Annotated in this window: 22 protein-coding genes; 14 read left to right on the forward strand and 8 right to left on the reverse strand. The window is 67.4% G+C overall.

The features are described from left to right. Positions 1-14 precede the first annotated feature (14 nt). Positions 15-2,129, reverse strand: coding sequence for a RecQ family ATP-dependent DNA helicase (locus ACLQ3C_RS15305; protein WP_425705938.1), 2,115 nt, complete (start codon positions 2,127-2,129; stop codon positions 15-17). A gap of 99 nt (positions 2,130-2,228) precedes the next feature. Here ACLQ3C_RS15305 and ACLQ3C_RS15310 point away from each other — a divergent pair, with 99 nt between their 5' ends. Genes ACLQ3C_RS15310 through purD form a run of 4 tightly spaced genes read left to right on the forward strand, consistent with a single transcriptional unit; the run spans position 2,229 to position 8,197 of the window. Then, on the forward strand, positions 2,229-3,500 hold the full coding sequence (locus ACLQ3C_RS15310) for a glycosyltransferase (RefSeq protein ID WP_425705939.1): 1,272 nt from the start codon (positions 2,229-2,231) through the stop codon (positions 3,498-3,500). A gap of 8 nt (positions 3,501-3,508) precedes the next feature. Then, complete coding sequence (locus ACLQ3C_RS15315; protein ID WP_425705940.1) at positions 3,509-5,680, forward strand: ArnT family glycosyltransferase; 2,172 nt, start codon at positions 3,509-3,511, stop codon at positions 5,678-5,680. Positions 5,681-5,730: 50 nt separating this feature from the next. Continuing rightward, entirely contained in the window at positions 5,731-6,933 is a 1,203-nt protein-coding gene (locus tag ACLQ3C_RS15320; RefSeq protein WP_425705986.1) for a low temperature requirement protein A, read from the forward strand. Positions 6,934-6,943: 10 nt separating this feature from the next. Further along, entirely contained in the window at positions 6,944-8,197 is a 1,254-nt protein-coding gene (gene purD / locus ACLQ3C_RS15325) for a phosphoribosylamine--glycine ligase (RefSeq protein WP_425705941.1), read from the forward strand. 659 nt (positions 8,198-8,856) lie between these two features. Here the strand turns inward: purD and ACLQ3C_RS15330 are convergent. Continuing rightward, positions 8,857-9,768, reverse strand: a complete 912-nt coding sequence (locus tag ACLQ3C_RS15330) for an alpha/beta hydrolase-fold protein (protein ID WP_425705942.1) — start codon at positions 9,766-9,768, stop codon at positions 8,857-8,859. Between the two features lie 110 nt (positions 9,769-9,878). Then, on the reverse strand, positions 9,879-10,643 hold the full coding sequence (locus ACLQ3C_RS15335) for a DUF6882 domain-containing protein (RefSeq protein ID WP_425705943.1): 765 nt from the start codon (positions 10,641-10,643) through the stop codon (positions 9,879-9,881). 118 nt (positions 10,644-10,761) lie between these two features. Between ACLQ3C_RS15335 and ACLQ3C_RS15340 the strand changes: the two genes are divergently transcribed. The 4 genes from ACLQ3C_RS15340 to ACLQ3C_RS15355 all read left to right on the forward strand — a co-directional run bounded on the left by ACLQ3C_RS15340 (position 10,762) and on the right by ACLQ3C_RS15355 (position 13,850). Further along, positions 10,762-11,364, forward strand: coding sequence for a TetR/AcrR family transcriptional regulator (locus ACLQ3C_RS15340; RefSeq protein WP_425705944.1), 603 nt, complete (start codon positions 10,762-10,764; stop codon positions 11,362-11,364). A gap of 43 nt (positions 11,365-11,407) precedes the next feature. Further along, on the forward strand, positions 11,408-11,830 hold the full coding sequence (locus tag ACLQ3C_RS15345; protein ID WP_425705945.1) for a hypothetical protein: 423 nt from the start codon (positions 11,408-11,410) through the stop codon (positions 11,828-11,830). A gap of 48 nt (positions 11,831-11,878) precedes the next feature. Next, the gene (gene purB, locus ACLQ3C_RS15350) at positions 11,879-13,306 is read left to right on the forward strand and encodes an adenylosuccinate lyase (protein ID WP_425705946.1); all 1,428 of its coding nucleotides are present in this window, start codon (positions 11,879-11,881) and stop codon (positions 13,304-13,306) included. 70 nt (positions 13,307-13,376) lie between these two features. Beyond that, positions 13,377-13,850 carry a VOC family protein gene (locus ACLQ3C_RS15355; RefSeq protein ID WP_425705947.1) on the forward strand — a complete coding sequence of 158 codons (474 nt, stop codon included), beginning with the start codon at positions 13,377-13,379 and terminating at the stop codon, positions 13,848-13,850. A 127-nt stretch (positions 13,851-13,977) separates the two neighbouring features. On the opposite strand, the gene ACLQ3C_RS15360 is transcribed toward ACLQ3C_RS15355, so the two are convergent. Then, the gene (locus ACLQ3C_RS15360; RefSeq protein ID WP_425705948.1) at positions 13,978-14,265 is read right to left on the reverse strand and encodes a SelT/SelW/SelH family protein; all 288 of its coding nucleotides are present in this window, start codon (positions 14,263-14,265) and stop codon (positions 13,978-13,980) included. A 48-nt stretch (positions 14,266-14,313) separates the two neighbouring features. On the opposite strand from ACLQ3C_RS15360, the gene ACLQ3C_RS15365 reads away from it, so the two are divergent. Continuing rightward, on the forward strand, positions 14,314-15,201 hold the full coding sequence (locus tag ACLQ3C_RS15365; RefSeq protein WP_425705949.1) for a phosphoribosylaminoimidazolesuccinocarboxamide synthase: 888 nt from the start codon (positions 14,314-14,316) through the stop codon (positions 15,199-15,201). A 7-nt stretch (positions 15,202-15,208) separates the two neighbouring features. Beyond that, positions 15,209-17,386, forward strand: a complete 2,178-nt coding sequence (locus ACLQ3C_RS15370) for a S9 family peptidase (protein WP_425705950.1) — start codon at positions 15,209-15,211, stop codon at positions 17,384-17,386. 77 nt (positions 17,387-17,463) lie between these two features. On the opposite strand, the gene ACLQ3C_RS15375 is transcribed toward ACLQ3C_RS15370, so the two are convergent. Both ACLQ3C_RS15375 and ACLQ3C_RS15380 read right to left on the reverse strand, forming a co-directional pair. Continuing rightward, positions 17,464-19,029, reverse strand: a complete 1,566-nt coding sequence (locus ACLQ3C_RS15375) for a DHA2 family efflux MFS transporter permease subunit (RefSeq protein ID WP_425705951.1) — start codon at positions 19,027-19,029, stop codon at positions 17,464-17,466. Next, a complete protein-coding gene (locus ACLQ3C_RS15380; RefSeq protein ID WP_425705952.1) occupies positions 19,026-19,526 on the reverse strand; it encodes a MarR family winged helix-turn-helix transcriptional regulator in 501 nt (166 codons plus the stop codon). Before ACLQ3C_RS15380 ends, ACLQ3C_RS15375 begins: the two co-directional genes overlap by 4 nt. 118 nt (positions 19,527-19,644) lie before the next feature. On the opposite strand from ACLQ3C_RS15380, the gene ACLQ3C_RS15385 reads away from it, so the two are divergent. The 4 genes from ACLQ3C_RS15385 (at position 19,645) to ACLQ3C_RS15400 (ending at position 22,495) form a co-directional block, all read left to right on the forward strand. Further along, entirely contained in the window at positions 19,645-20,127 is a 483-nt protein-coding gene (locus ACLQ3C_RS15385; RefSeq protein WP_425705953.1) for a glutathione peroxidase, read from the forward strand. A 100-nt stretch (positions 20,128-20,227) separates the two neighbouring features. Then, positions 20,228-20,467 (forward strand): phosphoribosylformylglycinamidine synthase subunit PurS, encoded by a 240-nt coding sequence (gene purS, locus ACLQ3C_RS15390; protein WP_425705954.1) that lies wholly within the window; start codon positions 20,228-20,230, stop codon positions 20,465-20,467. Between the two features lie 7 nt (positions 20,468-20,474). Beyond that, positions 20,475-21,155, forward strand: a complete 681-nt coding sequence (purQ, locus tag ACLQ3C_RS15395) for a phosphoribosylformylglycinamidine synthase subunit PurQ (protein ID WP_425705955.1) — start codon at positions 20,475-20,477, stop codon at positions 21,153-21,155. Positions 21,156-21,196: 41 nt separating this feature from the next. Continuing rightward, the gene (locus ACLQ3C_RS15400) at positions 21,197-22,495 is read left to right on the forward strand and encodes a M18 family aminopeptidase (RefSeq protein ID WP_425705956.1); all 1,299 of its coding nucleotides are present in this window, start codon (positions 21,197-21,199) and stop codon (positions 22,493-22,495) included. Positions 22,496-22,528: 33 nt separating this feature from the next. Here ACLQ3C_RS15400 and ACLQ3C_RS15405 read toward each other — a convergent pair whose 3' ends face one another. Together ACLQ3C_RS15405 and ACLQ3C_RS15410 are read right to left on the reverse strand one after the other, a co-directional pair. Then, complete coding sequence (locus ACLQ3C_RS15405) at positions 22,529-23,338, reverse strand: lytic transglycosylase domain-containing protein (RefSeq protein WP_425705957.1); 810 nt, start codon at positions 23,336-23,338, stop codon at positions 22,529-22,531. A 257-nt stretch (positions 23,339-23,595) separates the two neighbouring features. Next, entirely contained in the window at positions 23,596-24,918 is a 1,323-nt protein-coding gene (locus ACLQ3C_RS15410; protein WP_425705958.1) for a hypothetical protein, read from the reverse strand. Positions 24,919-24,926: the final 8 nt, after the last annotated feature.

Raw genomic sequence — 24,926 nt, forward strand, 5'->3', positions numbered from 1 at the left:
ACACGGTGCGGACCTCACACCGTCCGGTGGATCAGCAACGGCAGGACCGCCGTCGCGCCGGCATCGCGTAACGCGGCCGCGGCCAGGGTGATCGGCCAGCCCGAGCGCGATTCGTCCACCACCAGCAGCACCGAGTGGCCGGCCACGTCGGCGGGCGGATCGCCGAGGCGGTCCCGCCAGAAGAGCGCCTCCGCCGCGCCCGGCGCGTCCCGGGGTGGCTCGTCGCCCATGCGTACCGGCATGGCGGTACCGTCGCGCCTGCCCACCGTGCGCAGATGCGCGGCGAGATCCTCGGCGAGGGTCGTGCCGGTCAGCCGCAGCGAACAGATCAGATCCGGCCGGCGACCGCTCTGACGCACCCAGGCCGACAGCGTCGCCACCGCCGCGTCGCCGAGGTCGGCGAGTGCCTGCGGGTCGTGGCCGCGGGCCGCCGCGAGGAGGTCGGTCCACTCCGGTGCGTCGGCATGCGCGAGGACCCGGCCCGGCTCGGCGAGCCGTCCGGCCGGAATGCGGCCGCGCCCGATCTCGCCACCGGGCCACATCTTGCGCGGCTCGATGACCTGCGCCGAGCGGCGCAGCGTCGCCGTCACCGACCGGACCACCGCCGGATCGACGGCGTCGTCGAGCGGTTCGGTGAGGTGTCCCAGGCACACCGAACACCGCCCGCACGGCCCGGCCGCCGGATCGTCGAGCGACTCGGTCAGCAACTGCATCAGGCAGCGCCGCGACGAGATGTAGTCGCGCATGATGTCGGCCTCGCGGCGCCGCACCGCGAGCACGCCGTCGTAGTGGGCGGCGTCGAAGGTCCAGTCACGTCCGGTCGCCGACCACCCGTCCGGTCCGCGTTCGGTGGCCCCGTCGACGGCGAGTTGCTTGAGCATCAATTCGATTCGCCCGCGCCGCAATCCGGTCTGCGCCTCCAGTGACACCACGCTCATCGGTTCGCCGGCTTCGGCCAGCGCATCGAGTACTACCTGCATGCGCTTCGGGTCGGGGATCGTGGCGGTGGCGAAATGCTCCCAGATCGCGTCGTCGGTGGCCGAGGCCAGAAGCATCACCACCGCCTCGTCGAGGGCGCGCCCGGCACGGCCCACCTGCTGGTAGTACGACACCGGCGACGGCGGCGACCCGACGTGCACGACGAAACCCAGATCGGGTTTGTCATATCCCATACCCAGTGCCGATGTCGCGATCAGCGCCTTGACCTCGTTGCGCAGCAACGCGTCCTCGAGCTCGTGACGCCGGTCGGCGTCGAGCTGACCGGTGTAGGCGGCGACGGGGAAGTCGTCACCGTGCACCGCACCGATCGCGCCGACGAGGCGGTCGGCGTCGGCGACGGTGAGGACGTAGACGATCCCCGAGCCGGGCAGCTCCGGCAGGTATTGGGCCACCCAGCCGTACCGCTGAATCGGCGACAGGCCGTCGATCACGTTGAGGTGCAACGATTTACGTGCCAACGGACCACGTAGCACCAAGGTCTCGGTGTGTGTATCGCCGCCGGCGGAGAGCTGGGCCGCCACATCGTCGGTCACCCGCTCGTTGGCGGTCGCCGTGGTCGCCAGCACCGGTGTCTGCGGATTCAGGGTGCGCAGCACATCGGCGACCCGCCGATAATCCGGCCGGAAATCGTGCCCCCAATCGGAGATCGCATGCGCCTCGTCGATGACGAGCAGGCCGAGATGACCGGCCATCGCATCGAGCACCCGACGTCCGAAACCCGGATTCGCCAGCCGCTCCGGCGACACCAGCAACACGTCGAGATCACCGGCCCGCAACTGCGCCTCGATCTCGTTCCACTCCGACACATTCGACGAGTTCAGCGTGGCCGCCCGCAGCCCGGCCCGCCCCGCCGCGGCCACCTGATCGCGCATCAACGACAGCAGCGGAGAAACGATCAAGGTGGGCCCGCTGCCCCGACCACGCAAAATCGCCGTGGCTGCCCAGTACACCGCCGACTTGCCCCATCCGGTGGCCTGGACGACCAGCACCCGCGCGGCCGGTCGGGTGGTCAACTCGGTGATCGCCTCGAGCTGGTCATCGCGCAGTTCGGCGCCGGGGCCGGCGAGGCTGGTGATCACCGCGTCGGCCGCCGCGAGATCTGAGGAGCTCAGTGTCTGGGTACCCGGCATGCGCCCCAATCTATCGTCACGCTCCGACACTCGTGCCTCACAGCAAACCGACAGGTCGGGTGCAGAGTGGACGAAGCCGCGGCGGCGAAGCTCATTGCCATGACGTCCGAAGCGGCCTCGAAGGCCGCCGCTCCGATCATGGTGGTCGCCGACAGCTCCGACGCCGCCCCGGTCCTCGACATCGTGGTCCCCGTGTACAACGAGGAGAACGACATCGCGCGCTGCCTGCAACGGCTCCGCGAACACCTCCGCAACGAGGTGCCCTTCTCGGCGCGCATCACCGTCGCCGACAACGCGAGCACCGACTCGACGGTGGCGATCGCGGCCGGGATCTCCGCGGAGATCGGTGGCATCCGCGTCATACATCTCGACGAGAAGGGTCGCGGTCGAGCGCTCAAGGCCGTGTGGAGCCGCAGCGACGCCCAGATAGTCGCCTACTGCGACGTCGACCTCTCCACCGATCTCAACGCGTTGATGCCACTCATCGCGCCGCTGATCTCCGGACATTCCGACCTGTCGATCGGGTCCCGGCTCGCCAAGGACGCGAGGGTGGTGCGTGGACCCAAGCGGGAGTTCATCTCGCGCTCCTACAACCTGATCCTGCGAACCACGATGCGCGCCAAGTTTTCCGACGCGCAATGTGGCTTCAAGGCGATGCGCACCGACATCGGCAGGCAGGTGCTGCCCTACATCACCGACACCGGCTGGTTCTTCGACACCGAACTCCTCGTCATCGCCCAGCGCGTCGGACTGCGGATCGCCGAGGTGCCGGTCGACTGGATCGACGATCCCGCCAGTACCGTCGACGTCGTCGCCACCGCCGTCGAGGACCTGAAGGGATGTGCGCGTGTGGGTTATGCGCTCGCCATGGGCACACTCCCCATCGCGGACCTGCGCACGATGATCGGCCGGGAACGGGCGCCCGGACCGGCGATCGCGGGTGTGCCACCCGGCCTGGTCGGCCAGCTCGCCCGATTCTGCGTCGTCGGTGTCGTCTCGACCATCGCCTATGCCGTGCTCTACCTGGTCCTGCACGAGCTCGTCGGTGCGCAGGTCGCCAACTTCCTTGCCCTGGCGGTCACGGCCGTGCTCAACACCTCCGCGAACCGGCGTTTCAGTTTCGGTGTGCAGGGCCGCGAGAACGCGGTCAAACACCAGGTCTTCGGGCTCGGCGTGTTCGTGTTCGGCTGGGCGGTGACGGCGCTGTCGCTGGTCGGTCTGCACCGATTCGCCCCCGGTGCCGACAAGCACGTCGAACTGCTCGTGCTGGTGATTGCCAACCTGGTCGCGACCGCCACCCGATTCGTCGGGCTGCGGTGGGTGTTCCGGTCACCCCAATCGCGCCGTCACGCCACCGAGACCGTCCGATGAAAGATCTGATGACTTACCCCGCTTCCGCTTTCGCGACTCCCGACGACGGCGCGAACCCCGGTTCGCCGAGCGAGCCCGCAGACGCGACCGGCGCGGCGACGGCCCCGGATGTTCATCCCCGGGGCCGCGTCGGTCTCGCAGTACTCGACGTTCCGCCGGCACTGTGGAAGTGGTCATCGCTGGCCGCGCTGCTCGTGGTCACCGCCATCATCGGCCTGTGGCACCTGTCGCTCAACGGCTGGGGCAACTCCTTCTACGCGGCGGCGATCCAGGCCGGATCGCAATCGTGGAAGGCATGGTTCTTCGGGTCCTCGGACATGGCCAACTCCATCACGGTCGACAAACCGCCTGCCTCGCTGTGGATTCCGGCGATCTCGGTGCGGATCTTCGGTCTCAACCCCTGGGCGATCCTGGTGCCCAACGCACTGATGGGTGTCGCCTCGGTGGCGTTGCTGTACGTGATCACCCGTCGTCATCTGGGTCACTGGGCGGGCATCCTCGCCGGCGCGGTACTCGCGCTGACACCGGTTGCGGCAATGATGTTCCGCTTCAACAACCCTGAGGCCCTGCTGATCCTGCTGATGATTGCCGCCGTGTGGGCCTGCCTGAAGGCGGTCGAGGACGGACGTATCCGGTGGATGATCCTCACCGGTGTGTTCGTCGGATTCGGCTTCCTCACCAAGCAGCTGCAGGTCATGCTCATCGTGCCGCCACTTGCGGTGACGTATCTGGCATGTGGGCCGCACGGGTGGATCAGGCGCGTCGGCCATCTGTTCGCCGCACTGGCTGCGCTAATCGTCAGCGCGGGGTGGTGGCTTCTCACCGTCGAACTGTGGCCGGCGTCCTCCCGGCCGTGGATCGGCGGGTCGCAGCACAACTCGATTCTCGAACTCACCTTGGGGTACAACGGCTTCGGGCGTCTCAGCGGCGATGAGACCGGCAGCGTCACGCCGGGTGGCGGTGGGCGCGCTCGCGCCGGCGAGCTCGGTGCAATGGCGTTCCCCGGCGGTGGTGGTCCGGGCGGGCCGGGCGGCCGCGGCGGCATGTGGGGCCAGACCGGCGTCCTGCGGATGTTCGAGCCCGCCCAGGGGGGCCAGATCGCGTGGCTGATCCCGAGCGCGCTGATCCTCGGGATCGGTGCGCTGGTGATCATCGGACGGGCCCCACGCACCGACCTGCGCCGCGCCTACCTGTCGGTGTGGGGACTGTGGCTCGTCGTCACGATGGCGGTCTTCAGCTTCATGGCGGGGATCTTCCACAGCTACTACACCGCGGCGCTGGCACCGGCGGTGGCGGCGGTTCTCGCCGGCGGCGGGGCGGTGGCGTGGCGGGCGCGGGAGACGCCGTGGGTGCGTGTGCTGCTCGCCGCGTCGGTGTGGGCGGCCGCTATCTGGGGATTCGTGTTGCTGGGCCGCGCACCGGACTTTGTGCCATGGCTGCGCTGGGCGGTGCTGTTCGTCGGTCTCGTCGGCGGTGCGGTGATGCTCCTCGCCCAGCGGGGCCCGATGTCGGCGGCCGCGCTGGTGTTCGCGCTCGTCGCCGGCCTGGCCGGGCCGTTGGCCTACACGGTCGACACCATCACCACCGCCAAGCAGGGCTCGATCATCAGCGCCGGTCCGCGCGTAGCGGGTGACGGCCCGGGCGGGTTCGGCGGTCCCGGATTCCACGGCCGTCACGGCCGGCAGATGGGTGGCCCGGGTCAGGGTCCGATGGGTCAGATGCCGGGGAGTGGCCGGATGCCGGGGGTGCCCGGTGGCTTCGGCGGCACGCCGACCTCCGACGGCTCCGGCGGCATGGGCCGGATGAACGGCCCGGGCGGCGGGCTGTTGACGGGGTCCAAGCCCAGTGCCGAGATGGTGGCGACACTGAGCAGCAACGCCGCCGACTTCACCTGGGTGGCCGCAGCGATCGGTTCCAACACCGCCTCGGGCTATCAGCTCGAAACCGGGTACTCGGTGATGCCGATCGGCGGATTCAACGGCACCGACCCGTCGCCGACCCTTGCCGGGTTCCGCAACCTGGTGGAGCAGAAGAAGATCCACTACTTCATCGGCGGTGGCGGCATGATGGGTGGTCGCTCCGATGGCAATTCGGCCCAGATCACCGACTGGGTGGAACAACATTTCCACAAATTGACGATTGACAATGTCACCTTGTATGACCTGACGTCGCCCATCTGATCCGTTAGGGTGCCCAGGTGGCATCACGGATCGGACATCGTCTCGTACGGATGACCGGTCGCGACCCGCGCCAACAGGGGCGGGCCGCGACCAATCTCGAACTCTTCTACGACCTCGTCTTCGTGGTCGTGTTCTCCGTCGCCGGGACGCAAGTCGCGCACTATCTCGCCGAAGGGCATTACCGCACTGCGATATTCGGCTATGTGTTCTGCACCTTCGCGGCGATCTGGGCGTGGATCAACTTCAGCTGGTTCGCGTCGGCGTTCGACACCGACGACTGGTTCTTCCGCGGTGTCGTCCTCGTCCAGATGATCGGCGTGGCGATCCTGGCACTCGGGGTCGCCCCGGCGTTCACCTCCATCGAGCACCACGCGCACGTCGACATCCGGGTACTCGTCATCGGTTACGTGGTGATGCGCGTCGGTTTGCTCACCCAATGGATCCGGGCCGGGGTCCAGAGCGCCGAATATCGGAACACCTGCTTCACCTACGCCGGTGCCGTCTTCGTCGCTCAGGTCGCCTGGGTGGTCGTCGCGATCATCCCGCTGTCTCTGTGGTCCACCTTCGTCGCCATCGCGTGCTGTGCGCTGATCGAGTTGCTGGGGCCGATCATCGCCGAGAACTTCGTGAAGCGGACGCCCTGGCATCCCCATCACATCGCCGAGCGCTACTCGCTGCTGACGATCATCACCCTGGGTGAGGGCGTGGTCGGCACGGTGGCGGTGATGCAGGCCACCATCGCGGCGCAGGGCTGGTCGGTGCAGTCCGCGGTCTTCGGGATCGCGGCGATCGTCATCACGTTCGCGATGTGGTGGATGTATTTCGTCATCCCGGTCGGCGATCGGCTGCATGCGCACCCGGAGAAGTGCTTTCCGTGGGGATACGGTCACATCGTCGTCTTCATCGCCGCCGCGGCCACCGGCGCCGGGCTGGAGGTGTCGGCGCTGCATACCGAACACGAGGCCTCGATCGGACCGGGCGCGGTCGTGGCGACGCTGGCCGTACCACTCGGCATCTACTGCGTCGGACTGCTCGTGATGTACGACTACCTGCTGCCCTTCGAGCCGCTCACGCTGCTCGGCGGAGCAGGGGCCATCGCCTTCCTGGTGGCCGCGGTCTGGTCGGCCGACGCCGGACTGTCGTTGTCGGCGGCCGTGGTCTTGGTGGCGTGCGCGCCCGTGTTCATCGTGGTGGTCGACGAGATCTTCGGGGTACGCCGACGCGCTCGGACGAGTCCGAACCCGACGAATTAGAGTCGTGGGCGTGCGCGTACTCGTGATCGGCTCGGGCGGCCGCGAACATGCCCTGCTCCTCGGACTCGCCGACGATCCGTCGGTCACCGATCTGCATGTTGCCCCGGGCAACGCCGGTACCGCGGCCGTCGCCACCAACCATGCGGTCGACGTCGCCTCCGCCGACGAGGTGGTGGGTCTGGCCCGCACGATCGCGGCGGACCTCGTCGTCATCGGCCCCGAGGTGCCGCTGGTGCTCGGGGTCGCGGATGCGTTGCGGGCAGCCGGTTTTGCCACCTTCGGTCCGGGCGCCGACGCCGCCCGCATCGAGGGTTCCAAGGCATTCGCCAAGGACGTCATGGCCGCGGCCGGGGTGCGCACGGCGCACGCCGAGGTCGTCGACAGTCCGGCGAACCTCGACGCCGCCCTCGACCGCTTCGGACCGACGTGGGTGGTCAAGGACGACGGATTGGCCGCGGGTAAGGGCGTGGTGGTCACCACCGACCGCGCCACAGCCCGCGATCACGCCGCGGAATGTCTCGAGAGCGGGCATCCGGTGCTGTTGGAGAGCTTCCTCGACGGCCCGGAGGTCTCACTGTTCTGCCTGGTCGACGGCGAGACCGTGGTTCCGCTGATCCCGGCCCAGGACCACAAACGCGTCGGCGACGGCGACGTCGGGCCCAACACCGGCGGAATGGGCGCCTATACGCCGCTGCCGTGGCTGCCCGCGGAGGTCACCGCGCAGATCGTCACCGAGGTCGTCGAGCCGGTGGCCGTCGAGATGGTGCGGCGCGGTTGCCCGTTCAGCGGTCTGCTCTACGCCGGGCTGGCCATCGGTGCCGACGGGCCTGCGGTCGTCGAGTTCAACTGCCGCTTCGGTGACCCGGAGACACAAGCGGTGCTGGCGCTGCTGAAATCACCTCTCGGGCAAGCGCTTCACGCCACCGCCACCGGAACGCTCGCCGACCTGGCGCCACTGGAGTGGGCCGAGGGGGCGGCCGTCGTCGTGGTGATCGCGGCCGAGAACTACCCGGGCAGCCCCCGCACCGGCGACGTGATCACCGGCGCCGAGGGGCCCGGCGTGCTGCACGCGGGAACCAGGCGCGACGCCGACGGCAACGTTGTATCGGCGGGTGGTCGCGTCCTCGGCGTCGTGGGGGTCGGTGCAGACCTCGCCGCGGCACGAGCGCAGGCCGATGAGCGGGTCGCCGCGATCAAGCTGGCCGGATCGCATCACCGCACCGATATCGGTAAGGCCGCGCTCGACGGCGCGATCTCGCTGTGACCGCCACCTCGGTGGGGTGATCGGCGAGGCCAGGTGAAGCCCGCGTTCGGGGGGCCGGCGCCCTGTGAAGTTCTCAAGGTACGGTTGCGGTCCCGGCAGGCGGGTGCAGGGTCGGAAAGTAGTTGCGGGCGGCTGGATTCAGGCCGCGCTGTCGAGGTAGTCGATGTGGCCGAGTCCGAGAACGATGGCGTCGGCGTGGTCGAGGGATATCGCACCGTCGACGGTGTGAATACGCAAACCGCGTCGATATCCGTGGCGGTTCCGACGCGAACAAGCCGGCCGGCGACAGCGGGCGCGATTCCCATGGTGATCAACAGTTGCCGCACCGGACGGCCTTGGGGTGCGGTCACCATGAGACGGTCGAACTCACCGGTCAACGTCGCGGCGAGGTGATCGACCTTGTTGCGCAAGATGATCAGTTGCTGCATCGCCGTGAACGCTTCCCGCGAACCGATGTCCGCGCGGACCGTCCGGTCGTCGAGTTGTGCGATGAGGCCCGCGAACAGTTCGGCAGAAAGGTCTGCGGACCGTGAAGCCGAAGGCGTGGTGGCATCGATTTCACAAGGGCTGCAACTACTTTCGCCACACCAGTGAACAGTTGCCACAGTGGTGAACGGGTTTCCCTGCGGTGGACAGTCTTCACGTAGGCCGGTGATCTACTACAGACTGCGCCCGAGGAATTCGATCTGCTCGGGCAGCACGCCGCGCCAGTAGCGGTTGTCGTGCCCGCCCGGACCGGTCGTGAACGCGGCGGGCGGATGCAGTCCGGCCGCCCACTGCTGGGTGTAGGAGAAGGACTGGTCCTCGGAGCCGACCGCGATCATGAGCGGAATCCGACGGAAGGCATCCTGCTGGCCGAACAGCGAATTCCGTTGGTAGTCAGCCACATTGTCGAAGGCTCGGCGCGGGAAGTTGCGTGGGTCCGCCCACAGTGCCGGTGAGCTCACGGCGATCGACGCGACGCGCGAAGCCCCCAGCGTCGCCCCGATGCGCAGCGCGCCGTATCCGCCCATCGACCACCCGAAGAGTCCGATCCGATCGGTGGACAACCCCAGGTCCGGATTCGTCTCCAGCATCGGGATGAATTCGTCGATCACCATCGCCGCACCATCGGTGCCGTCGGCGCGGGCATGCCAGTAGTTGCGGTCGCCGTCGACGGCGGCGATCGCGAACGGTGTGTTGCCGGCGTCGACGTAGGTCTGCAATTGCTTGTGTATCGCCAGTGGCGAGGTGAAGATCGTCATCTCGTCGGTGGTGAGCGCGTGCAGCACCACGACCACCGGCAGGACGCCGCTCACGCCATGCGGGCGGGCCATCACCCATCGGGTCTCCCGCCCGAGCATGTGGGTCGAGACGAAACTGCCGGTGGTCAACGGCGGCCCGTCGCCGATCGGTGGGGTGGAGGTCGTCGACGGCAACAGGTCGTCGGCGGCGTCGGTGGAACGTCGGCTGTTGACCGGGACCGTCCGCTCGGCACAGGCCGCCAGCCCCAACGCTGCGGCGGCCAATCCGCCGCCGAGCAGACCGCGGCGGGTCAGCCCGGCTGTGGTGGGGGCGCTGTCGACGGTCATCGCGACAAGGCTAGGTGAGGAACAGACTTCCCGCTCACTCATTTGCTTCCCGCGCTCCGATCTCGGTGAGCGGGAAGCAAATGAATGAGCGGGAACCTCGACGGCTCCGCTCAGGCCGGCAACGCCCGATCGCGGTGCGGTGGTTGTGCATCCAGCGGTTGCCCGTTGACGTCGAACGACAGCGAGATCTCGGACGAGCCGTCGGTGACGACGCAGTGCGAGACCTCGCCGGCGTCGATTCCGACCTCCGGTATCCGTTGCCACACCACATGCCAGCCGAGTCGGACGGCCACACCGTGCAGCGCCACCCGGTGATCGCCGACCGGCACCGCGTCGAGCAACGTGGGCAATGCGGCGACGAGATCGGCGAACGTCGGCTCGGGCAGTGCAAGTCCGGTCACCATGATCACGTCGAAGCCGCCGTCGGCTCTGTCCACGCGCAGATCCGGACCGGCACCGGTGAGTTGTACGGCCACCGCGCCGATGGTTGCGGCGATCACGTTGGGGGCCAAGGACTCCGGAGGACAGGGCAGAGGCAGTTCGGGTGCGAGCAGTTCGGCCACATTCAGGCGTTCGCCGGCGCGTCGCAGCTCGGCGACCCGCAGGTCGGCGGGAAGGTCCGGATCGGGGGCGGCCCACGCCCACCGGATCGTGGCGCCCGCGCGTCCCGGGTCACCCACCGACGCCACCGGTGAGCGGTGGGCCCGGATCTGCCGGAGCGGATCGTCGATCGCCGTGAACACCGCCGCAGTGCCGACGATGTTGCAGGTGTACTCGCCGAGTTCGCGCGTCAGGTGGTGCTGCAGTGCCGTGCGGCGAAGTTCGGCGTACCACGCGCCGCAGTCGGCCACTGCGCGCAAACCGTCGAGAGACATGCGGCCACGCTAAGCCGGCCGACGACCCCCGCGATCGTTCTGTCGGGTGATCGAACGACCGCCCTCACGACGGCAGATCCGCCGAAAAGCGCATGGTGATCCAGGTCACCCTGGCAGCATGGTCGCCATGACATCGGCCGCCACCCCGAAGGGCACGCGCCGGCGCACTCGACTCATCGAGGCCGCCGGCGCATTGCTGCTCGAAGGTGGATTCGACGCGGTCCGCCACCGCGCGGTGGCAGATCGCGCGAAGCTTCCGCTGGCCTCGACGACGTACTACTTCGCATCGCTCGAAGACCTGATGGCCGAGGCCGCGCAGTACATCACCCGGAGCGCCGACGAGGCCATCGCGGCCCGCGGCGCGGCACTCACCCGTCGGCGGCGTGGTGTCGCGGCCACCGCGGAGGCGTTGTCGGCGGTGTTCGTCGGATCGCAGACCCCGATCGAGGATCTCGCCGCACGCTATGAACTGATCGCGCTGGCACCCCGGTATCCGCTGCTCTGTGACATCGTCGAGGAGCGCAGGCAGCACGTGTCCGAGATCCACGAAGGGGTGCTGGCCAAATCGGGGCGGAGCTGCGACCCGCGACAGGTGGATTGGCTCATCGCGGTGGAGGATGGGGCGGTGGTCGGGTCCCTGGGTTGCTCGGACGGATCACCGTTCGAGGCGGCCCGGGCGGCACTGGGCGGGGTCGTCGACCTACTCGCACCGCGAATATGAAGTGGCGCAAGACAAGACATATGACGTGAGAAAAGAGGAGTCCATGGGGGAACGCTCGGTGACACGGTGGCGGCGCGCAATGCTGTCGATCTCGGCGACGGCGGCGGTGATGGCTGCCGCACTGATCGGCGGACTGGGCGCCGGGGCGGCGCAGGCGGCGCCGAGCGGCCAGCCGGACCCCGGAATTCCGTTCTCGTCGGTTGTCTACGGCACCGGTTGCGCCTATAGCCTGACCGTGCCGGTGAACTCGGTCGGCATGGTCTCCTTCTACGAGCAGCGCAAGGGCTTTCCGCCGATCTTCATCGGCAAGACGCCGGCGTATCAGCTGAGCGCCACGGTGATCTGGGTACCGCGTCACCTCGGCGACCGCACGCTCTATGCGGTACAGAACGGGCAGAAGTCGCCGACCACCGTCGCGCGGGTCCATCAGGGCTACGGCTCGGGTGGTCTCTGCTTCGCACTCTGACGCCGACAGCGCTGACCGCTGTCGCGCGCCGCAAACTACACTGTTGACGTGTCGAAACCTGCCATCAGCAATGTCCTTGCGAGCCGCTATGCGTCGGCCGATCTCGTCTCGATCTGGTCGGCGACCAACAAGATCATCGCTGAACGGCAGCTGTGGATCGCGGTACTCAGGGCGCAGCGCGACCTCGGGATCGAGGTGCCGGAGCATGCGATCGCCGATTACGAGCGGGTCGTCGACCAGGTTGATCTGAATTCGATCGCCGAGCGCGAGCGCGTGACCCGCCACGACGTGAAGGCCAGGATCGAGGAATTCAACGCGCTGGCCGGCCACGAGCAGATCCACAAGGGGATGACGAGCCGTGATCTCACCGAGAACGTCGAGCAGCTGCAGATCCTGCAGTCGTTGCGGTACGTGCATGCACACGGTGTCGCGGTGCTCGCACGGCTCGTCGAACGTGCTGCGGAGTATTCGTCGGTGGTGATGGCCGGCCGCAGCCACAACGTGGCCGCGCAGGCGACGACGCTGGGCAAGCGATTCGCCTCGGCCGCCGACGAGCTGATGATCGGACTCACCAGACTCGCCGAGCTCATCGACCGCTACCCGCTGCGCGGGATCAAGGGCCCGATGGGCACCAGCCAGGACATGCTCGACCTGCTCGGTGGCGACGCCGCCAAGCTCGCCGACCTCGAGGCACGCGTCGCCACGCACCTCGGATTCTCGCGGTCGTTCACCTCGGTCGGGCAGATCTATCCTCGCTCGCTCGACCACGATGTGGTCTCCGCGCTGGTCCAGCTCGCCGCGGCACCGTCGTCGCTGGCCCACACGATCCGGCTGATGGCCGGCCATGAGCTGGTGACCGAAGGTTTTCAGCCCGGGCAGGTCGGGTCGTCGGCGATGCCGCACAAGATGAACACCCGCAGCTGCGAACGCGTCAACGGACTTCAGGTGGTGCTGCGCGGGTATGGGTCGATGACCGCCGAGCTCGCGGGCGCCCAGTGGAACGAGGGTGACGTCTTCTGCTCGGTGGTGCGTCGCGTGGCATTGCCCGACGCGTTCTTCGCCATCGACGGACTGATGGAGACCTTCTTGACGGTGCTCGCCGAATTCGGCGCGTACCCGGCGGTGATCGCCAACGAACTCGATCGGTACCTGCCGTTCCTGGCGACCACCAAGGTGCTGATGGCGTCGGTACGCGCCGGGGTCGGACGCGAAACCGCGCACGAGGCCATCAAGGAGAACGCCGTCGCCGTCGCGCTCGCGATGCGGGAACAGGGTCGCCGCCCCGACCTGCTCGATCGCCTCGCCGCCGACGACCGCATCCCGCTCGATCGGGCACAGCTCGACGCATTGCTCGGCGACAAGGAGGCCTTCGTCGGTGCGGCCGGCCGTCAGGTGGCCGACGTCATCGCCGCCGCGGAGAAGATCATCGCAGGCAACCCCGAGGCCGCCGCGTACACGCCGGCCCCGATTCTCTGACGCCGATTCTCTGACAGCGATTCGCTGTTGCGGACCGGGGATGTCCGCAATGTGTGGCACCGTCACCGGCATGACATTCGAATTCCAGGTCACCATCGATTCTGCCGATCCGGCGGCGTTGTCCGCGTTCTGGGCCGAGGTGCTGGGCTATCGGCTCCAGGACCCGCCGCCGGGCTTCGACACCTGGGATGCCGCGCTCGATGCGATGGGCATCCCCGAGGATCGGCGCAACGATGCGTCGGCGCTCATCGACCCCGCCGCGCCGGGAGCGCAGCGAGCGGGCCGAATCCCCTCAGGCGTGGGCGCGCGGATCTTCTTTCAACGGGTTCCCGAAACCAAGACCGTCAAAAACCGTGTCCACCTTGACGTCCGGGCCGCACCCGGGTTGTCGGGGGACGAGCGGATGGCCGCCCTGGAGCGTAGGTGCGCGGAGCTGATCGACGCCGGTGCCACCCGGATCGCGCGGCACGAACCGGCGCCGCCGCTGCAGAACGGACACCTCGTGATGGCCGACCCCGAAGGCAACGAGTTCTGCCTCGACTGAGCCGGAGCAGTCGGATGGCCGCCTATCCGACTTCCGTCTATCCGACTTCCGTCTATCCGACTTCCGCCTATTCGACTTCCGCCTATTCGACTTCCGCCTATTCGACTTCCGCCTATTCGACTTCCGCCTATTCGACTTCCGGCCGTTCGGCGTGCCCCAACTGCCAGTCGGGCAGCACCGAGTCGCGGACGCGGCGTTTGAGTTCGGCCGCGTCGGGAAATCCGCCGTCGCGTTTGCGTTCCCAGATCTGCCGGCCGTCGGCGTCGATGACGAAGATGCCGCCGGTGCCCGGACGCAGGGTGACCGCGGCAAGGTCGGCGCCGAACGTCGACAGCAGTTCGGCGGCCATCCAACTCGCCCGTAACAGCCAGTTGCACTGTGTGCAGTAGGTGATGGTGATCTGCGGGGCGCCCATGGCCACCCAGCCTGCCAGACATCGCTGCCGCGCACTATGGTCGAGACCATGCGTCCGGCCCTCGACTCGTACACCTTCCTCGCCTCCGGCAAGGTCCGCGAGATCTATCAGATCGACGACGACACGTTGCTGATGGTGGCCAGCGATCGGATCTCGGCCTACGACCACGTCCTGAGCCCCGCGATCCCCGACAAGGGGTGCATCCTGACCGCGATGAGTTTCTTCTGGTTCGATGCGCTCGGGGTCGCCGACCATCTCGTCGGCGGGCCCACCGACGATCGCATCCCCGCCGACTGCGTGGGTCGCTCGATGGTGGTGCGCAAGCTGCCGATGGTGCCGGTGGAATGTGTGGCCCGCGGCTACCTGACCGGCTCGGGCCTCGTCGACTACCGGGCGAGCGGTGCGGTGTGCGGGGTGGCCTTGCCTGCCGGTCTCGACGAGTCCGACAGACTGCCCGAGCCGATCTTCACCCCCGCCACCAAGGCCGAACAGGGTGATCATGACGAGAACATCAGCTTCGAGACCGTCGCCGCCCACGTGGGGGACCGCCTGGCCGGCGCGCTGCGCGACGCCACCCTCGACATCTACCGGCGCGCGTCCGAGTTGGCCGCGGAGCGCGGAATCATCCTCGCCGACACCAAGTTCGAGTTCGGGCAGGATGCCGACGGATCGCTGGTACTGGCCGACGAAGTCCTCACCCCGGACTCGTCGCGGTATTGGGAGGCGGCCACCTATATGCCCGGGCGGGTGCAACCGAGCTTCGACAAGCAGATCGTCCGCAACTGGCTGACCTCGCCGGAATCCGGCTGGGACCGCGCTTCCGACGAGACACCGCCGGCTCTCCCGCCCGAAGTGGTGAGCCGTACCCGAGACCGTTACATCGAGGCCTACGAATGGATTTCGCAGAAATCGTTCGATGACTGGCCGCAGGGATAGGAGTTCCGTGACCGACTCATCGACGTCGCAACCTGCCGCTCGTACCGCGATACCCGCGGCGAAGAAGGTTCCCACCGAGCGTGTGCATCACGGCGACACCGTGATCGACGACTACGAGTGGTTGCGCGACAAGGACGATCCCGAGGTGATCGCCTACCTCGAGGCGCAGAACGCCTACACCGAGGAACACACCGCCCCGCTCGCGGACCTGCGATCGACGATCTTCGACGAGATCCGCTCGCGCACCAAGGAAACCGACATGTCGGTGCCGTCGCGGCGTGGGGACTACTGGTATTTCGCGCGGACGCTCGAGGGCAAACAGTATGGGACGCAATGCCGCTGCCCGATCGGCGATCCGGATGACTGGACCCCGCCGACCGTGTCGGAGGATACGCCGCTGCCCGATGAGGAAGTGCTCTTCGACGCGAACGCCGAGGCCGACGGCCACGACTTCTTCAGCGTGGGTGCGCTGACGGTGAGCCATGACGGCAATTGGCTGGCCTACAGCACCGACGTCGTCGGTGACGAACGGTACACATTGCGGTTCAAGGACCTTCGGACCGGCGAGCTGCTCGACGATGTCATCGCCGACACCGCAGGCGGCGCCGTGTGGTCCGCCGACACCAAGCATGTCTTCTATCAGACCGTCGACGCCGCGTGGCGCCCGGACACGGTGTGGCGCCACGACATCGGTGCCGGTACGCCGGATGTGAAGGTCTTCTACGAACCCGACGAGCGGTACTGGGTCGGCATGGGCGCGACCCGCAGCGACAAGTACCTGGTGATCGCGGTCGGCTCCAAGATCACCTCCGAATGCTTCGTTCTCGCGGCCGACGATCCGACCGGCGAATTCCGCAGCGTCGCACCACGGGTCGACGGCGTGGAGTACAACGTCGAGCATGCCGAGATCGACGGCCGTGACTACTTCCTGATCGTGCACAACGACATTCGTGACGGCGAGAAGGCCGAGGACTTTGCCGTCGACATCGCGCCTGCCGACGATCCGGGCTCCCGGACCGAGTTCATCGGGCATCGCCGGGGCTTCCGGATCGAGGACGTCGACGCCTTCCGGGATTACCTGGTCCTGAGCTATCGGGCCGACGCGTTGCCGCGGGCGGCCATCGCCGACCTGCGTCGGATCGACGGCGTCCCGGTGGCCGAGGACTTCATCGAGGTCGCCGTCGCGCAGGAACTGTTCTCCCTCGGTCTCGGGGGGAATCGTGAGTGGGCCACGCCGAGGCTGCGTTTCGGGTACGGGAGCTTCATCGAACCGTCGGAGCTGTTCGAACTCGACGTGACGACCGGGGAGCGGATTCTGCTCAAACGGCAGCCGGTGCTCGGCGACTACGACATCGACGACTACGTGCAGTCGCGGGAATGGGCGACCGCCGCCGACGGCACGCGCATCCCGCTCTCGATCGTGCGCCGCAAGTTCGTGGCGGAACCCGGTGCACAGGGCGCGGCACCGGCGCCGCTGCTGCTCTACGGCTACGGCTCGTATGAAGCCAGTTTCGATCCGTCGTTCTCGGTGTCGCGGCTGTCGATGCTCGATCGCGGGGTGGTGTTCGTGCTCGCCCATGTCCGCGGGGGCGGCGAGATGGGCCGGCACTGGTACGAGACCGGCAAGACCCTCACCAAGAAGAACACCTTCACCGACTTCGTCGACGCCGGCCGCTACGTCGTCGAACGTGGTTGGACCACACCGAAACAGATGGTGGCCGAAGGTGGTTCGGCCGGTGGTCTGTTGATGGGTGCGGTCGCGAATCTGGCACCCGAGCTGTTCCACGGCATCCTCGCGTCGGTGCCGTTCGTCGATGCACTCAACTCGATCCTCGACCCGTCACTGCCGTTGACGGTGATCGAATGGGACGAGTGGGGCGACCCGCTCCACGATCCGGTCGTCTACGAGTACATGAAGTCGTACTCGCCCTACGAGAACGTCACCGCCAAGCCGTATCCGGCCATTCTCGCCCAGACATCGCTCAACGACACCCGCGTGCTGTTCACCGAGGCGGCGAAATGGGTTGCCCGGCTTCAGGAACTGAGCACCTCCGACAATCCGATCCTGCTCAAGACCGAGATGTCGGCCGGTCATGGTGGTGTCTCCGGCCGCTATAAGCAGTGGGAGGAGATCGCCTTCGAGATCGCCTGGATCCTGGCGCAGACCGGAGCGGTCACGGCCTGATACGCCGCAGCCATCGAACAAGGAGGCCCGCACCCAGGGTGACGGGTGCGGGCCTCCTTGTTCGCGATGCCGGGCGCTCAGTGCATCAGCGTCGGTGCGCGATCCATGTCCTCCTCGACGAGCGGGGAGGCGATCTTCTTGCGGGGCAGGAAGAACGCGGGGATCACGGTCACTGCGACCAGCACCGCGGAGACGATGAACGTCTGTCCGAATGCGCTTGCCGCCCAGTCGAACCACTGGTGGTCGATCTGTGCCGGTGCCTGCCCGGCCTTGACCGCTGCCTGGTACTTGTCCGGGGCCGCGTTCGAGCTGATCGCCAGCAGCGATTCCGGGTGCGACTTGAACATGTTGGCCAGGACGACCGAGATCACGGCGGTGCCGATCGACGACGAGGTCTGCTGGACCACGTTCATCAACGTCGAACCGTCGGGCACCTGCGAGTTGCTCAGGGTCGCCAGGGCAGCCGACATGATCGGCATCATCGTCATGCCCATGCCGAGGCCCTGCACGAACAGCGCCAGGCAGACCGCCCAGTAGGGCGTGTCGGCACCGAGGAAGACGAAGTAGCCCATGCCGAGGAAGATCAGCACGATGCCGCCGAGGACGAACTTGCCCGGTCCCATCTTGTCGGTGAGGCGACCGGCGATCGGCATGGTGAGCATCGCGCCGAGGCCCTGCGGCGCCAGCAACAGGCCGGCCATCAACGTGGACTCGCCACGCACACCGATGAAGTACTGCGGATAGAGCAGTGCCGCACCGAAGAAGGCGATCATGAAGGTCGTCATGGTGAGCACCGCGATGGTGAGGGTCTTGTTCTTGAACAGCCGCAGATCCAGCAGCGGATTCTTAGCCCGCAGTGCGTGGAAGACGAACGCGATGATCAGCACGGCGCCGATGATCGTCGTGACCAGCACCTTGGTGTCCATGAACGTGCCCGCGTCGGTGCTCGAGGAGATGCCGTAGAGGAACAGCGCCAGGCCTGGCGAGAGCATCAGCAAGCCGAAGATGTCGAACGTCGGACGGGTCTTCTCCTCGTCGTCACGCAGCACCAGCCATGAATAGACGAGTGCGACGAGACCGATCGGGACGTTGATCAGGAACACCCAGTGCCAGCTGGCCTTCTCGATCAGCAGACCACCGAGGATCGGGCCGGCGATCGGGCCGAGCAGCATCGGGATGCCGAGGACGGCCATCACCGAGCCGACGCGTTCGGGACCCGCGGCCTTGGTGAGGATCATCATGCCGATCGGCATCAGCAGACCACCGCCGAGGCCCTGGATCACGCGGAAGGTGACGAGGGAACCGATGTTCCACGCGACCGCGCACAACGCCGAGCCGACGAGGAACAGGACCAGCGAGGTCATGTAGACCTTCTTGGTGCCGAAACGTGCTGCGGCCCAACTCGAGAGCGGGATGACCGCGGCCAGTGCCAGGGTGTAGCCGGTCATCGTCCAGGCGGCACCGGCGGCATTCGTGTTGAACGTCTCCTGGAAGGTGTTCTGCGCCACCGACACCACGGTCACGTCGAGGATCGACATGATGGCGCCGAGCACGACCACGCCGGCGACGGTCAGCACGTGCCGGTCGAGTTTGGTATCCGGTGGGCCGGCGTGGGCGTGATCGCCGGTGGAGGTACTGGTCATGACGAGACTCTCTGTTCGTGGGCGGTCTGTTCGTGGGCGGGACGGGTCGGATCGAAGTAGTCGGTGGGGGAGTCGATGATGGGCCGTAGCGCGTCGGTCAATGCTTCGCGGTGTGCGGCGGGCAACCGGGCCACGAAGTCGGTGATGACCTCCTGGCGGATGCTCAATTGTTCGTCGACGAAGCGTCGGCCGCCGTCGGTGAGACTGATCCGCTTGACCCGGCGGTCGGCGGGATCTTCGCGGCGGTCGACGAAGCCGAGCCGCATGAGCCGGTCGACGGTCCGTCCGGTCGCGGCGAGCGAGAGGCCGATGACGTCGGCGATCTCGTGGACCGACATCGGCACCTGGGCGTCACCGGCGGCGAATACCACTCGGATCTGCGAGAACGTGAGGTCGGTGGTGGCGAGGTCGTCCATCGCGGCGGCCTTGCCCAGACAGGTCAGTCGATCCAAGAACTCGTGCAGCGCACGGCACGCGGAATCGATGGAAGAGGACACTCGAAAAATACTAACGGCCACGCAACTATCGCGCGAACACAATTATTGGTGAGTTGTGTCATATCTCCCCGGGACGGTGAGCTGTGGCATAGCGGTCGGACGATTACCCTCGACGGTCATGAGCAATGTGAAGAACATCCCTGTGGCCGCCCTCGATGGATCGGCACTGTCCCTCGCAGATTTCGAGGGTCCGCTGCTGGTGGTCAACGTCGCCAGCAAATGCGGTCTGACCCCGCAATACACCGGACTCGAGGAACTGGCCACGACCTACGGCGATCGTGGTCTGACCGTCGTCGGCGTGCCCTGCAACCAGTTCATGGGCCAGGAGCCCGGCAGTGCCGAGGAGATCGCCACCTTCTGCTCCACCAACTACGGCGTCACCTTCCCGCTGCTCGAGAAGACCGACGTCAACGGCGACGGACGGCATCCGCTGTATGCCGAACTGACCGCCCTCGCCGACGCCGACGGCGAGGCCGGGGACATCCAATGGAACTTCGAGAAGTTCCTCGTCGGTGCCGACGGCGAACCCGTCGCCCGATTCCGTCCGCGGACCGAACCCACCGCGCCCGAGGTCGTCGCGGCCATCGAGGCGGTGCTCTGACCGCACCGGGCATTCGCCCCAACCGGTAAGGTAACCGGTGTTCAGCCAACCTTCGACGCCCTTGTGAGACGTCGGAGAAACCGAATGGGAGCAATTGCCGATGGCACGAGTGGTGGTCGACGTGATGCCCAAGGCCGAGATCCTCGATCCGCAGGGACAGGCGATCGTCGGTGCGCTGGGGCGCCTGGGGATTGCCGGGGTCGCAGATGTCCGCCAGGGCAAGCGTTTCGAGCTCGAGGTCGACGACGCCGTCGACGACGTGACGCTGGAGAAGATCGCCGAGGAACTCCTCACCAATACGGTGGTCGAGAACTTCAGCGTCTCCCGGATCTCCGGGTAGCGCCGCGATGACAGCACGAATCGGGGTCATCACCTTTCCCGGCAGCCTCGACGACGCCGACGCCGCTCGCGCCGTCCGCCTCGCCGGTGCGCAGGCCGTCGAGCTGTGGCACGGCGACGCCGACCTCAAGGGCGTCGACGCCGTCATCGTCCCGGGCGGTTTCTCCTACGGCGACTACCTGCGCGCCGGTGCGATCGCCAAATTCGCCCCGGTCATGGGATCGGTACTAGAGGCCGCGGGCAAGGGTATGCCGGTCCTGGGTATCTGCAACGGCTTTCAGGTGCTGTGCGAGGCCGGATTGCTGCCGGGCGCGCTCACGCGCAACGAGGGCCTGCACTTCATCTGCCGCGACCAGTGGCTGCGCGTCGAATCCACCTCCACCGCTTGGACCACTCGCTTCGAGCGGGGTGCGGAGATCCTGATTCCGCTCAAGTCGGGGGAAGGGCGTTACGTCGCGCCGCAGCGCAAACTCGAGGAACTCGAGGGCGAAGGCCTGATCGCGTTCACCTACGCCGGCGGCAACCCGAACGGCTCGGCCCTCGACATCGCCGGCATCAGCAGTCCGGACGGGCGGATCGTCGGACTGATGCCACATCCCGAGCACGCCACCGAGGCGCTGACCGGTCCGAGCGACGATGGCCTCGGACTCTTCTATTCGGCGATCGACGCGGTGCTCGCCAACGCGTGAGCACCAAGATCCCCGTGACCGGCTGAGAACGTCTGGGAGATATGACCACACCACGCCTGTCCACCACCGCGACCGCCGCCGGTCTCGGCGCGTTCATCGACGCCTCGCCGTCGCCGTTTCATGTCTGTGCCACGGTGGCGGAGACGTTGGCGGAGGCCGGTTTCCGACGGCTGCACGAAGATCACGAGTGGAATCTCGATGCCGCGCAGAGCCCGGATGTGGTGCCGCAGCGCCACTACGTGATCCGCGGCGGTTCGATCATCGCGTGGGATCTCGGTGACGGCAGCGACTTCCGCATCGTGGGCGGGCACACCGACAGCCCCAACCTCCGTGTCAAACAACGGCCCGACCGGGTCGGTGCCGGCGTGTCGACGGTGGCCCTCGAACCCTACGGCGGTGCCTGGCTGAACTCCTGGCTCGACCGCGACCTCGGCCTCTCCGGCCGGTTGGCCTACCGCGTGGGAGACCGTGTCGAGCACACGTTGGTGCATGTGGCCGAACCGGTGATCCGGGTGCCGCAGTTGGCGATTCACCTGTCGGCCGACCGCAAGGGCGTCACGCTCGATCCACAGCGGCATCTCGACGGGCTGTGGTCGCTCGGTGCAGATGCGCCCGACGTGCTGAGTTGGGTAGCCGAATACGCTGCGGTGGCACCGGATTCGCTGCTCGGCTGGGAACTGATGACGCACGACGTCACGCCGTCGGGGCTGATCGGCATCGACGAGTCCATGCTCAGCGCGCCGCGCCTGGACAATCAGGGCACCTGTTACGCGGGACTGCGGGCGCTGCTCGACGGCACGCCGTCGAGCCACACGCGCGTGCTGGCGCTGTTCGATCACGAGGAGGTGGGCAGCGGGTCCGAGCGGGGCGCGGCATCGGACTTGCTGGCCACGGTGCTCGAGCGAATCGTATTGTCGCGTGGCGGAACACGGGCCGACTATCTGCAGGCGGTCGCGGGCAGTGTCTGTCTGTCGGGAGACATGGCCCACGCCACCCACCCGAATTATCCGGAGCGGCACGAACCCGGCCATCACATCGCCCTCGACGGCGGTCCGGTGCTCAAGGTGAACCAGAATCTCCGCTACGCCTCGGATGCGGTGGGGGAGGCGATCTTCGCGCTGGCCTGCGACACCGCCGGCGTTCCGATGCAGCGCTACGTCCACCGCGCCGATCTGCCGTGCGGGTCGACGATCGGCCCCATCACGGCCGCGCGCACCGGGCTACGGACCATCGACGTCGGCGCTCCGCAACTGGCCATGCACAGCGCGCGCGAACTCATGGGTGCCGCCGACGTCCCGATGTATTCCGCTGCGCTACAGGCCTTTCTGGGCGCAGAGTAGCCGCCCCCCGGCGACTGCGGGTGGCTGTGCCCGTCAGTACCCGTGCGCAAATCCGAGGACGTCGCTGACGTAGGTCATCGAATTGTTGTAGCGCAGCACCGCCGTCGTCTGGCCGGCGACGTCGCGCAGGTTCAGGCCGCCGTCGCACAGGTAGTGCGCGGTGGTCAGGGCGGCGTCGAAGACGTTCTGTGGGTCGATCACGCCGTCGCCGTTGCCGTCGGCGCCGTACTTCTTCCAGGTCGCCGGGATGAACTGCATCGGTCCGACCGCGCGGTCGTGGACCGGATCACCGTCGATGGCTCCGCCGTCGGTGTCGGTGATGACCTCATTGCCGGCCAGCGAACCGTCGAGCGTGGGCCCGAAGATCGGATCGCGCAGACGACCGGACGAGTCGGCGTCGCCGTTGTTGGCGTGATGGGATTCGACATTCCCGATGCCCGCGATCAGTCGCCAGTCGATGCCACAGGCGGGTTGGGTGCGGGCGATGTTGTCCGCCGCTGCCTTGTAGGCGCGGTAGTTGATCGACGGCACCGCTCCGTCGGTCACGCTCGCCGGCAGTGGTGCCGTGTCGGCTCGGACCGGGGCCACCGTGGGGCCGGCTGCGGGACGGGTCGGCAGCGACGTCGGGGTGTTGGTGCGAGTCGGTGCCGACGACTGGGTGGGCGATTGTGGCGCCGATGCGGCCGCCGACGGCGGGGCCGACGCCGCGCTCCCGTGGGCGTCGTCGGTGGCGGCGGCCGCGGCTGCTGCGCATACGCCGACCATCGGGATCATTGCGGCGGCAAGCATGGACTTGCGTGAGCGCGGCAGGAATGCCGCGCGTGATTTGGAGTGCTTCCCCAACTTCGGACCTCGAATACAGACTCGGATTGCTCGCAGATCGGTACATCTCGGCCATCCCTTCCGGAAATGGGCCGCGGCCGACGGTACAGGCTTTCGTGTCCATTCCGTTATCTGCTCGTTACCGAATCTGGGAGTTCACTGAGCGCAGGCACGGCCATTGCAGGTCATGCCGACGAGTGACACCCAGATGTGAGTCCGCCCACAGCGAGGTTTGAGGTCGCGGCGACGTGGTCGGGTGCTCGGTAGGAGTTCGGCTGTCAGTTCGGCGCGAAAACCCGCATGCTCGACCCCTCTCGGGCGACGAGGAAGCCGTCGACGGCATCGACCTGCCCGTTGACGTCGACCGACCAGGCGAAGCCACCCGCGGCCGGGTCGACGGCGCTGATCCGGGTGTTGCTGGCGAAGATGAGGTCCTTGCCACTCGACCCGACGCACCGCAGATTGTCGAGGTTCGCGTCGGGGTCGCCGAACTCCGGGGCGGGCAGCGAGCCGAGATGCGTGCCGTCGGCGAGTGCGTAGATCGACCGCGCCCGGCTCTTGAGGGCGAATGCCACCGCGTCGCCGCAGGGCCGGGTGTTGGCCTTGGACAGTTCTTCGTCGGAGATCTGCCACAACGCGCCCGGCCTGGCCGGATCGACCACGACATAGGTGCCCTGGGTTGCTTGCATCTGCGCGTCGCCGGTCCGCGTCAAGACGGCCAGCGTGGACGGACCGGTGAGGACGTGCATGCCGGCGACGTGCGCAACGGGTCGGGGGTCGAGGACGCCGTCGGTGACCGCATAGGAGTCGAACATGCGATTATCCGGATCGGTGTGTTCGACGGTGACACCGGTTCCGAACGCGGTGATCGTGCAGTCGGTGCAGTGCAGACGGTCGGCGCCGGATGCGGGATCGACGATGAAACGCCCGGCGTCGCTGGTGCTGATCTGCAGCAGGCCATCGTCGAGGACGGTCGCCGTGGCCGCTTGTGCGAACGATCGGGACCATAATTTGTGGCCGTCGGGGGTGAACATCGAGGCCTGGTGCCCCGACGAGGAGATCCGCAGAAAGTTCGGGCCGACCCCGGTGACCAGTTCGGTGTCCTCGAGGGGCATCCGATCACCGTGGTTGCCGTCCTCGTCGAGAAGATAGAAGCCGCGATCGAGCTCACTGTTGGCGTTGACCGCGCATCCGACGACGCCGTCGGCGGTCATCCCGCAACTGCCGGTGCCGGCCCGCAGCGGATGGTCCCACACCTGGTGCCCGTTGTCGCGGTCGAGCAACAGATAGGCCCGCCCGATCCCGGACGGGTAACTCACCAACCAGCGATCACCTCGGGTCGCGACGACCTCGATGCGATCGCCCGAGGTGTAATCGGGCAGCGTCGTGTTCGAGATCGTCCATGCCACATCGGGTTCGTGGACATACGAGCGCAGCAGACCGTAGTCGTGTCGGGTCGACGGCCGATCGGGGGTCCCGATGGCCAGGACCGCCCCCACCGCCGCGACGAGCGCCACGGCCGCGACGATGGCGACGGTGCCGATGCCGAACGGGAGTCGACGGCGCGCTCGACGAAGCGACGAGGTGAGTGCTCTCGACACCGGTCACC

This window comes from Gordonia sp. DT30 (genome assembly GCF_049844915.1).
Classification (GTDB): domain Bacteria; phylum Actinomycetota; class Actinomycetes; order Mycobacteriales; family Mycobacteriaceae; genus Gordonia.

What these genes read in the sequence shown, in the direction of transcription:
- ACLQ3C_RS15305 (WP_425705938.1), bottom strand. Translation starts at nt 2,129, where the DNA reads ATGCCGGGTACCCAGACACTGAGCTCCTCAGATCTCGCGGCGGCCGAC.
- ACLQ3C_RS15310 (WP_425705939.1), top strand. Translation starts at nt 2,229, where the DNA reads ATGACGTCCGAAGCGGCCTCGAAGGCCGCCGCTCCGATCATGGTGGTC.
- ACLQ3C_RS15315 (WP_425705940.1), top strand. Translation starts at nt 3,509, where the DNA reads ATGACTTACCCCGCTTCCGCTTTCGCGACTCCCGACGACGGCGCGAAC.
- ACLQ3C_RS15320 (WP_425705986.1), top strand. Translation starts at nt 5,731, where the DNA reads ATGACCGGTCGCGACCCGCGCCAACAGGGGCGGGCCGCGACCAATCTC.
- ACLQ3C_RS15330 (WP_425705942.1), bottom strand. Translation starts at nt 9,768, where the DNA reads ATGACCGTCGACAGCGCCCCCACCACAGCCGGGCTGACCCGCCGCGGT.
- ACLQ3C_RS15335 (WP_425705943.1), bottom strand. Translation starts at nt 10,643, where the DNA reads ATGTCTCTCGACGGTTTGCGCGCAGTGGCCGACTGCGGCGCGTGGTAC.
- ACLQ3C_RS15340 (WP_425705944.1), top strand. Translation starts at nt 10,762, where the DNA reads ATGGTCGCCATGACATCGGCCGCCACCCCGAAGGGCACGCGCCGGCGC.
- ACLQ3C_RS15345 (WP_425705945.1), top strand. Translation starts at nt 11,408, where the DNA reads ATGGGGGAACGCTCGGTGACACGGTGGCGGCGCGCAATGCTGTCGATC.
- ACLQ3C_RS15355 (WP_425705947.1), top strand. Translation starts at nt 13,377, where the DNA reads ATGACATTCGAATTCCAGGTCACCATCGATTCTGCCGATCCGGCGGCG.
- ACLQ3C_RS15360 (WP_425705948.1), bottom strand. Translation starts at nt 14,265, where the DNA reads ATGGGCGCCCCGCAGATCACCATCACCTACTGCACACAGTGCAACTGG.
- ACLQ3C_RS15365 (WP_425705949.1), top strand. Translation starts at nt 14,314, where the DNA reads ATGCGTCCGGCCCTCGACTCGTACACCTTCCTCGCCTCCGGCAAGGTC.
- ACLQ3C_RS15375 (WP_425705951.1), bottom strand. Translation starts at nt 19,029, where the DNA reads ATGACCAGTACCTCCACCGGCGATCACGCCCACGCCGGCCCACCGGAT.
- ACLQ3C_RS15385 (WP_425705953.1), top strand. Translation starts at nt 19,645, where the DNA reads ATGAGCAATGTGAAGAACATCCCTGTGGCCGCCCTCGATGGATCGGCA.
- purS (WP_425705954.1), top strand. Translation starts at nt 20,228, where the DNA reads ATGGCACGAGTGGTGGTCGACGTGATGCCCAAGGCCGAGATCCTCGAT.
- purQ (WP_425705955.1), top strand. Translation starts at nt 20,475, where the DNA reads ATGACAGCACGAATCGGGGTCATCACCTTTCCCGGCAGCCTCGACGAC.
- ACLQ3C_RS15400 (WP_425705956.1), top strand. Translation starts at nt 21,197, where the DNA reads ATGACCACACCACGCCTGTCCACCACCGCGACCGCCGCCGGTCTCGGC.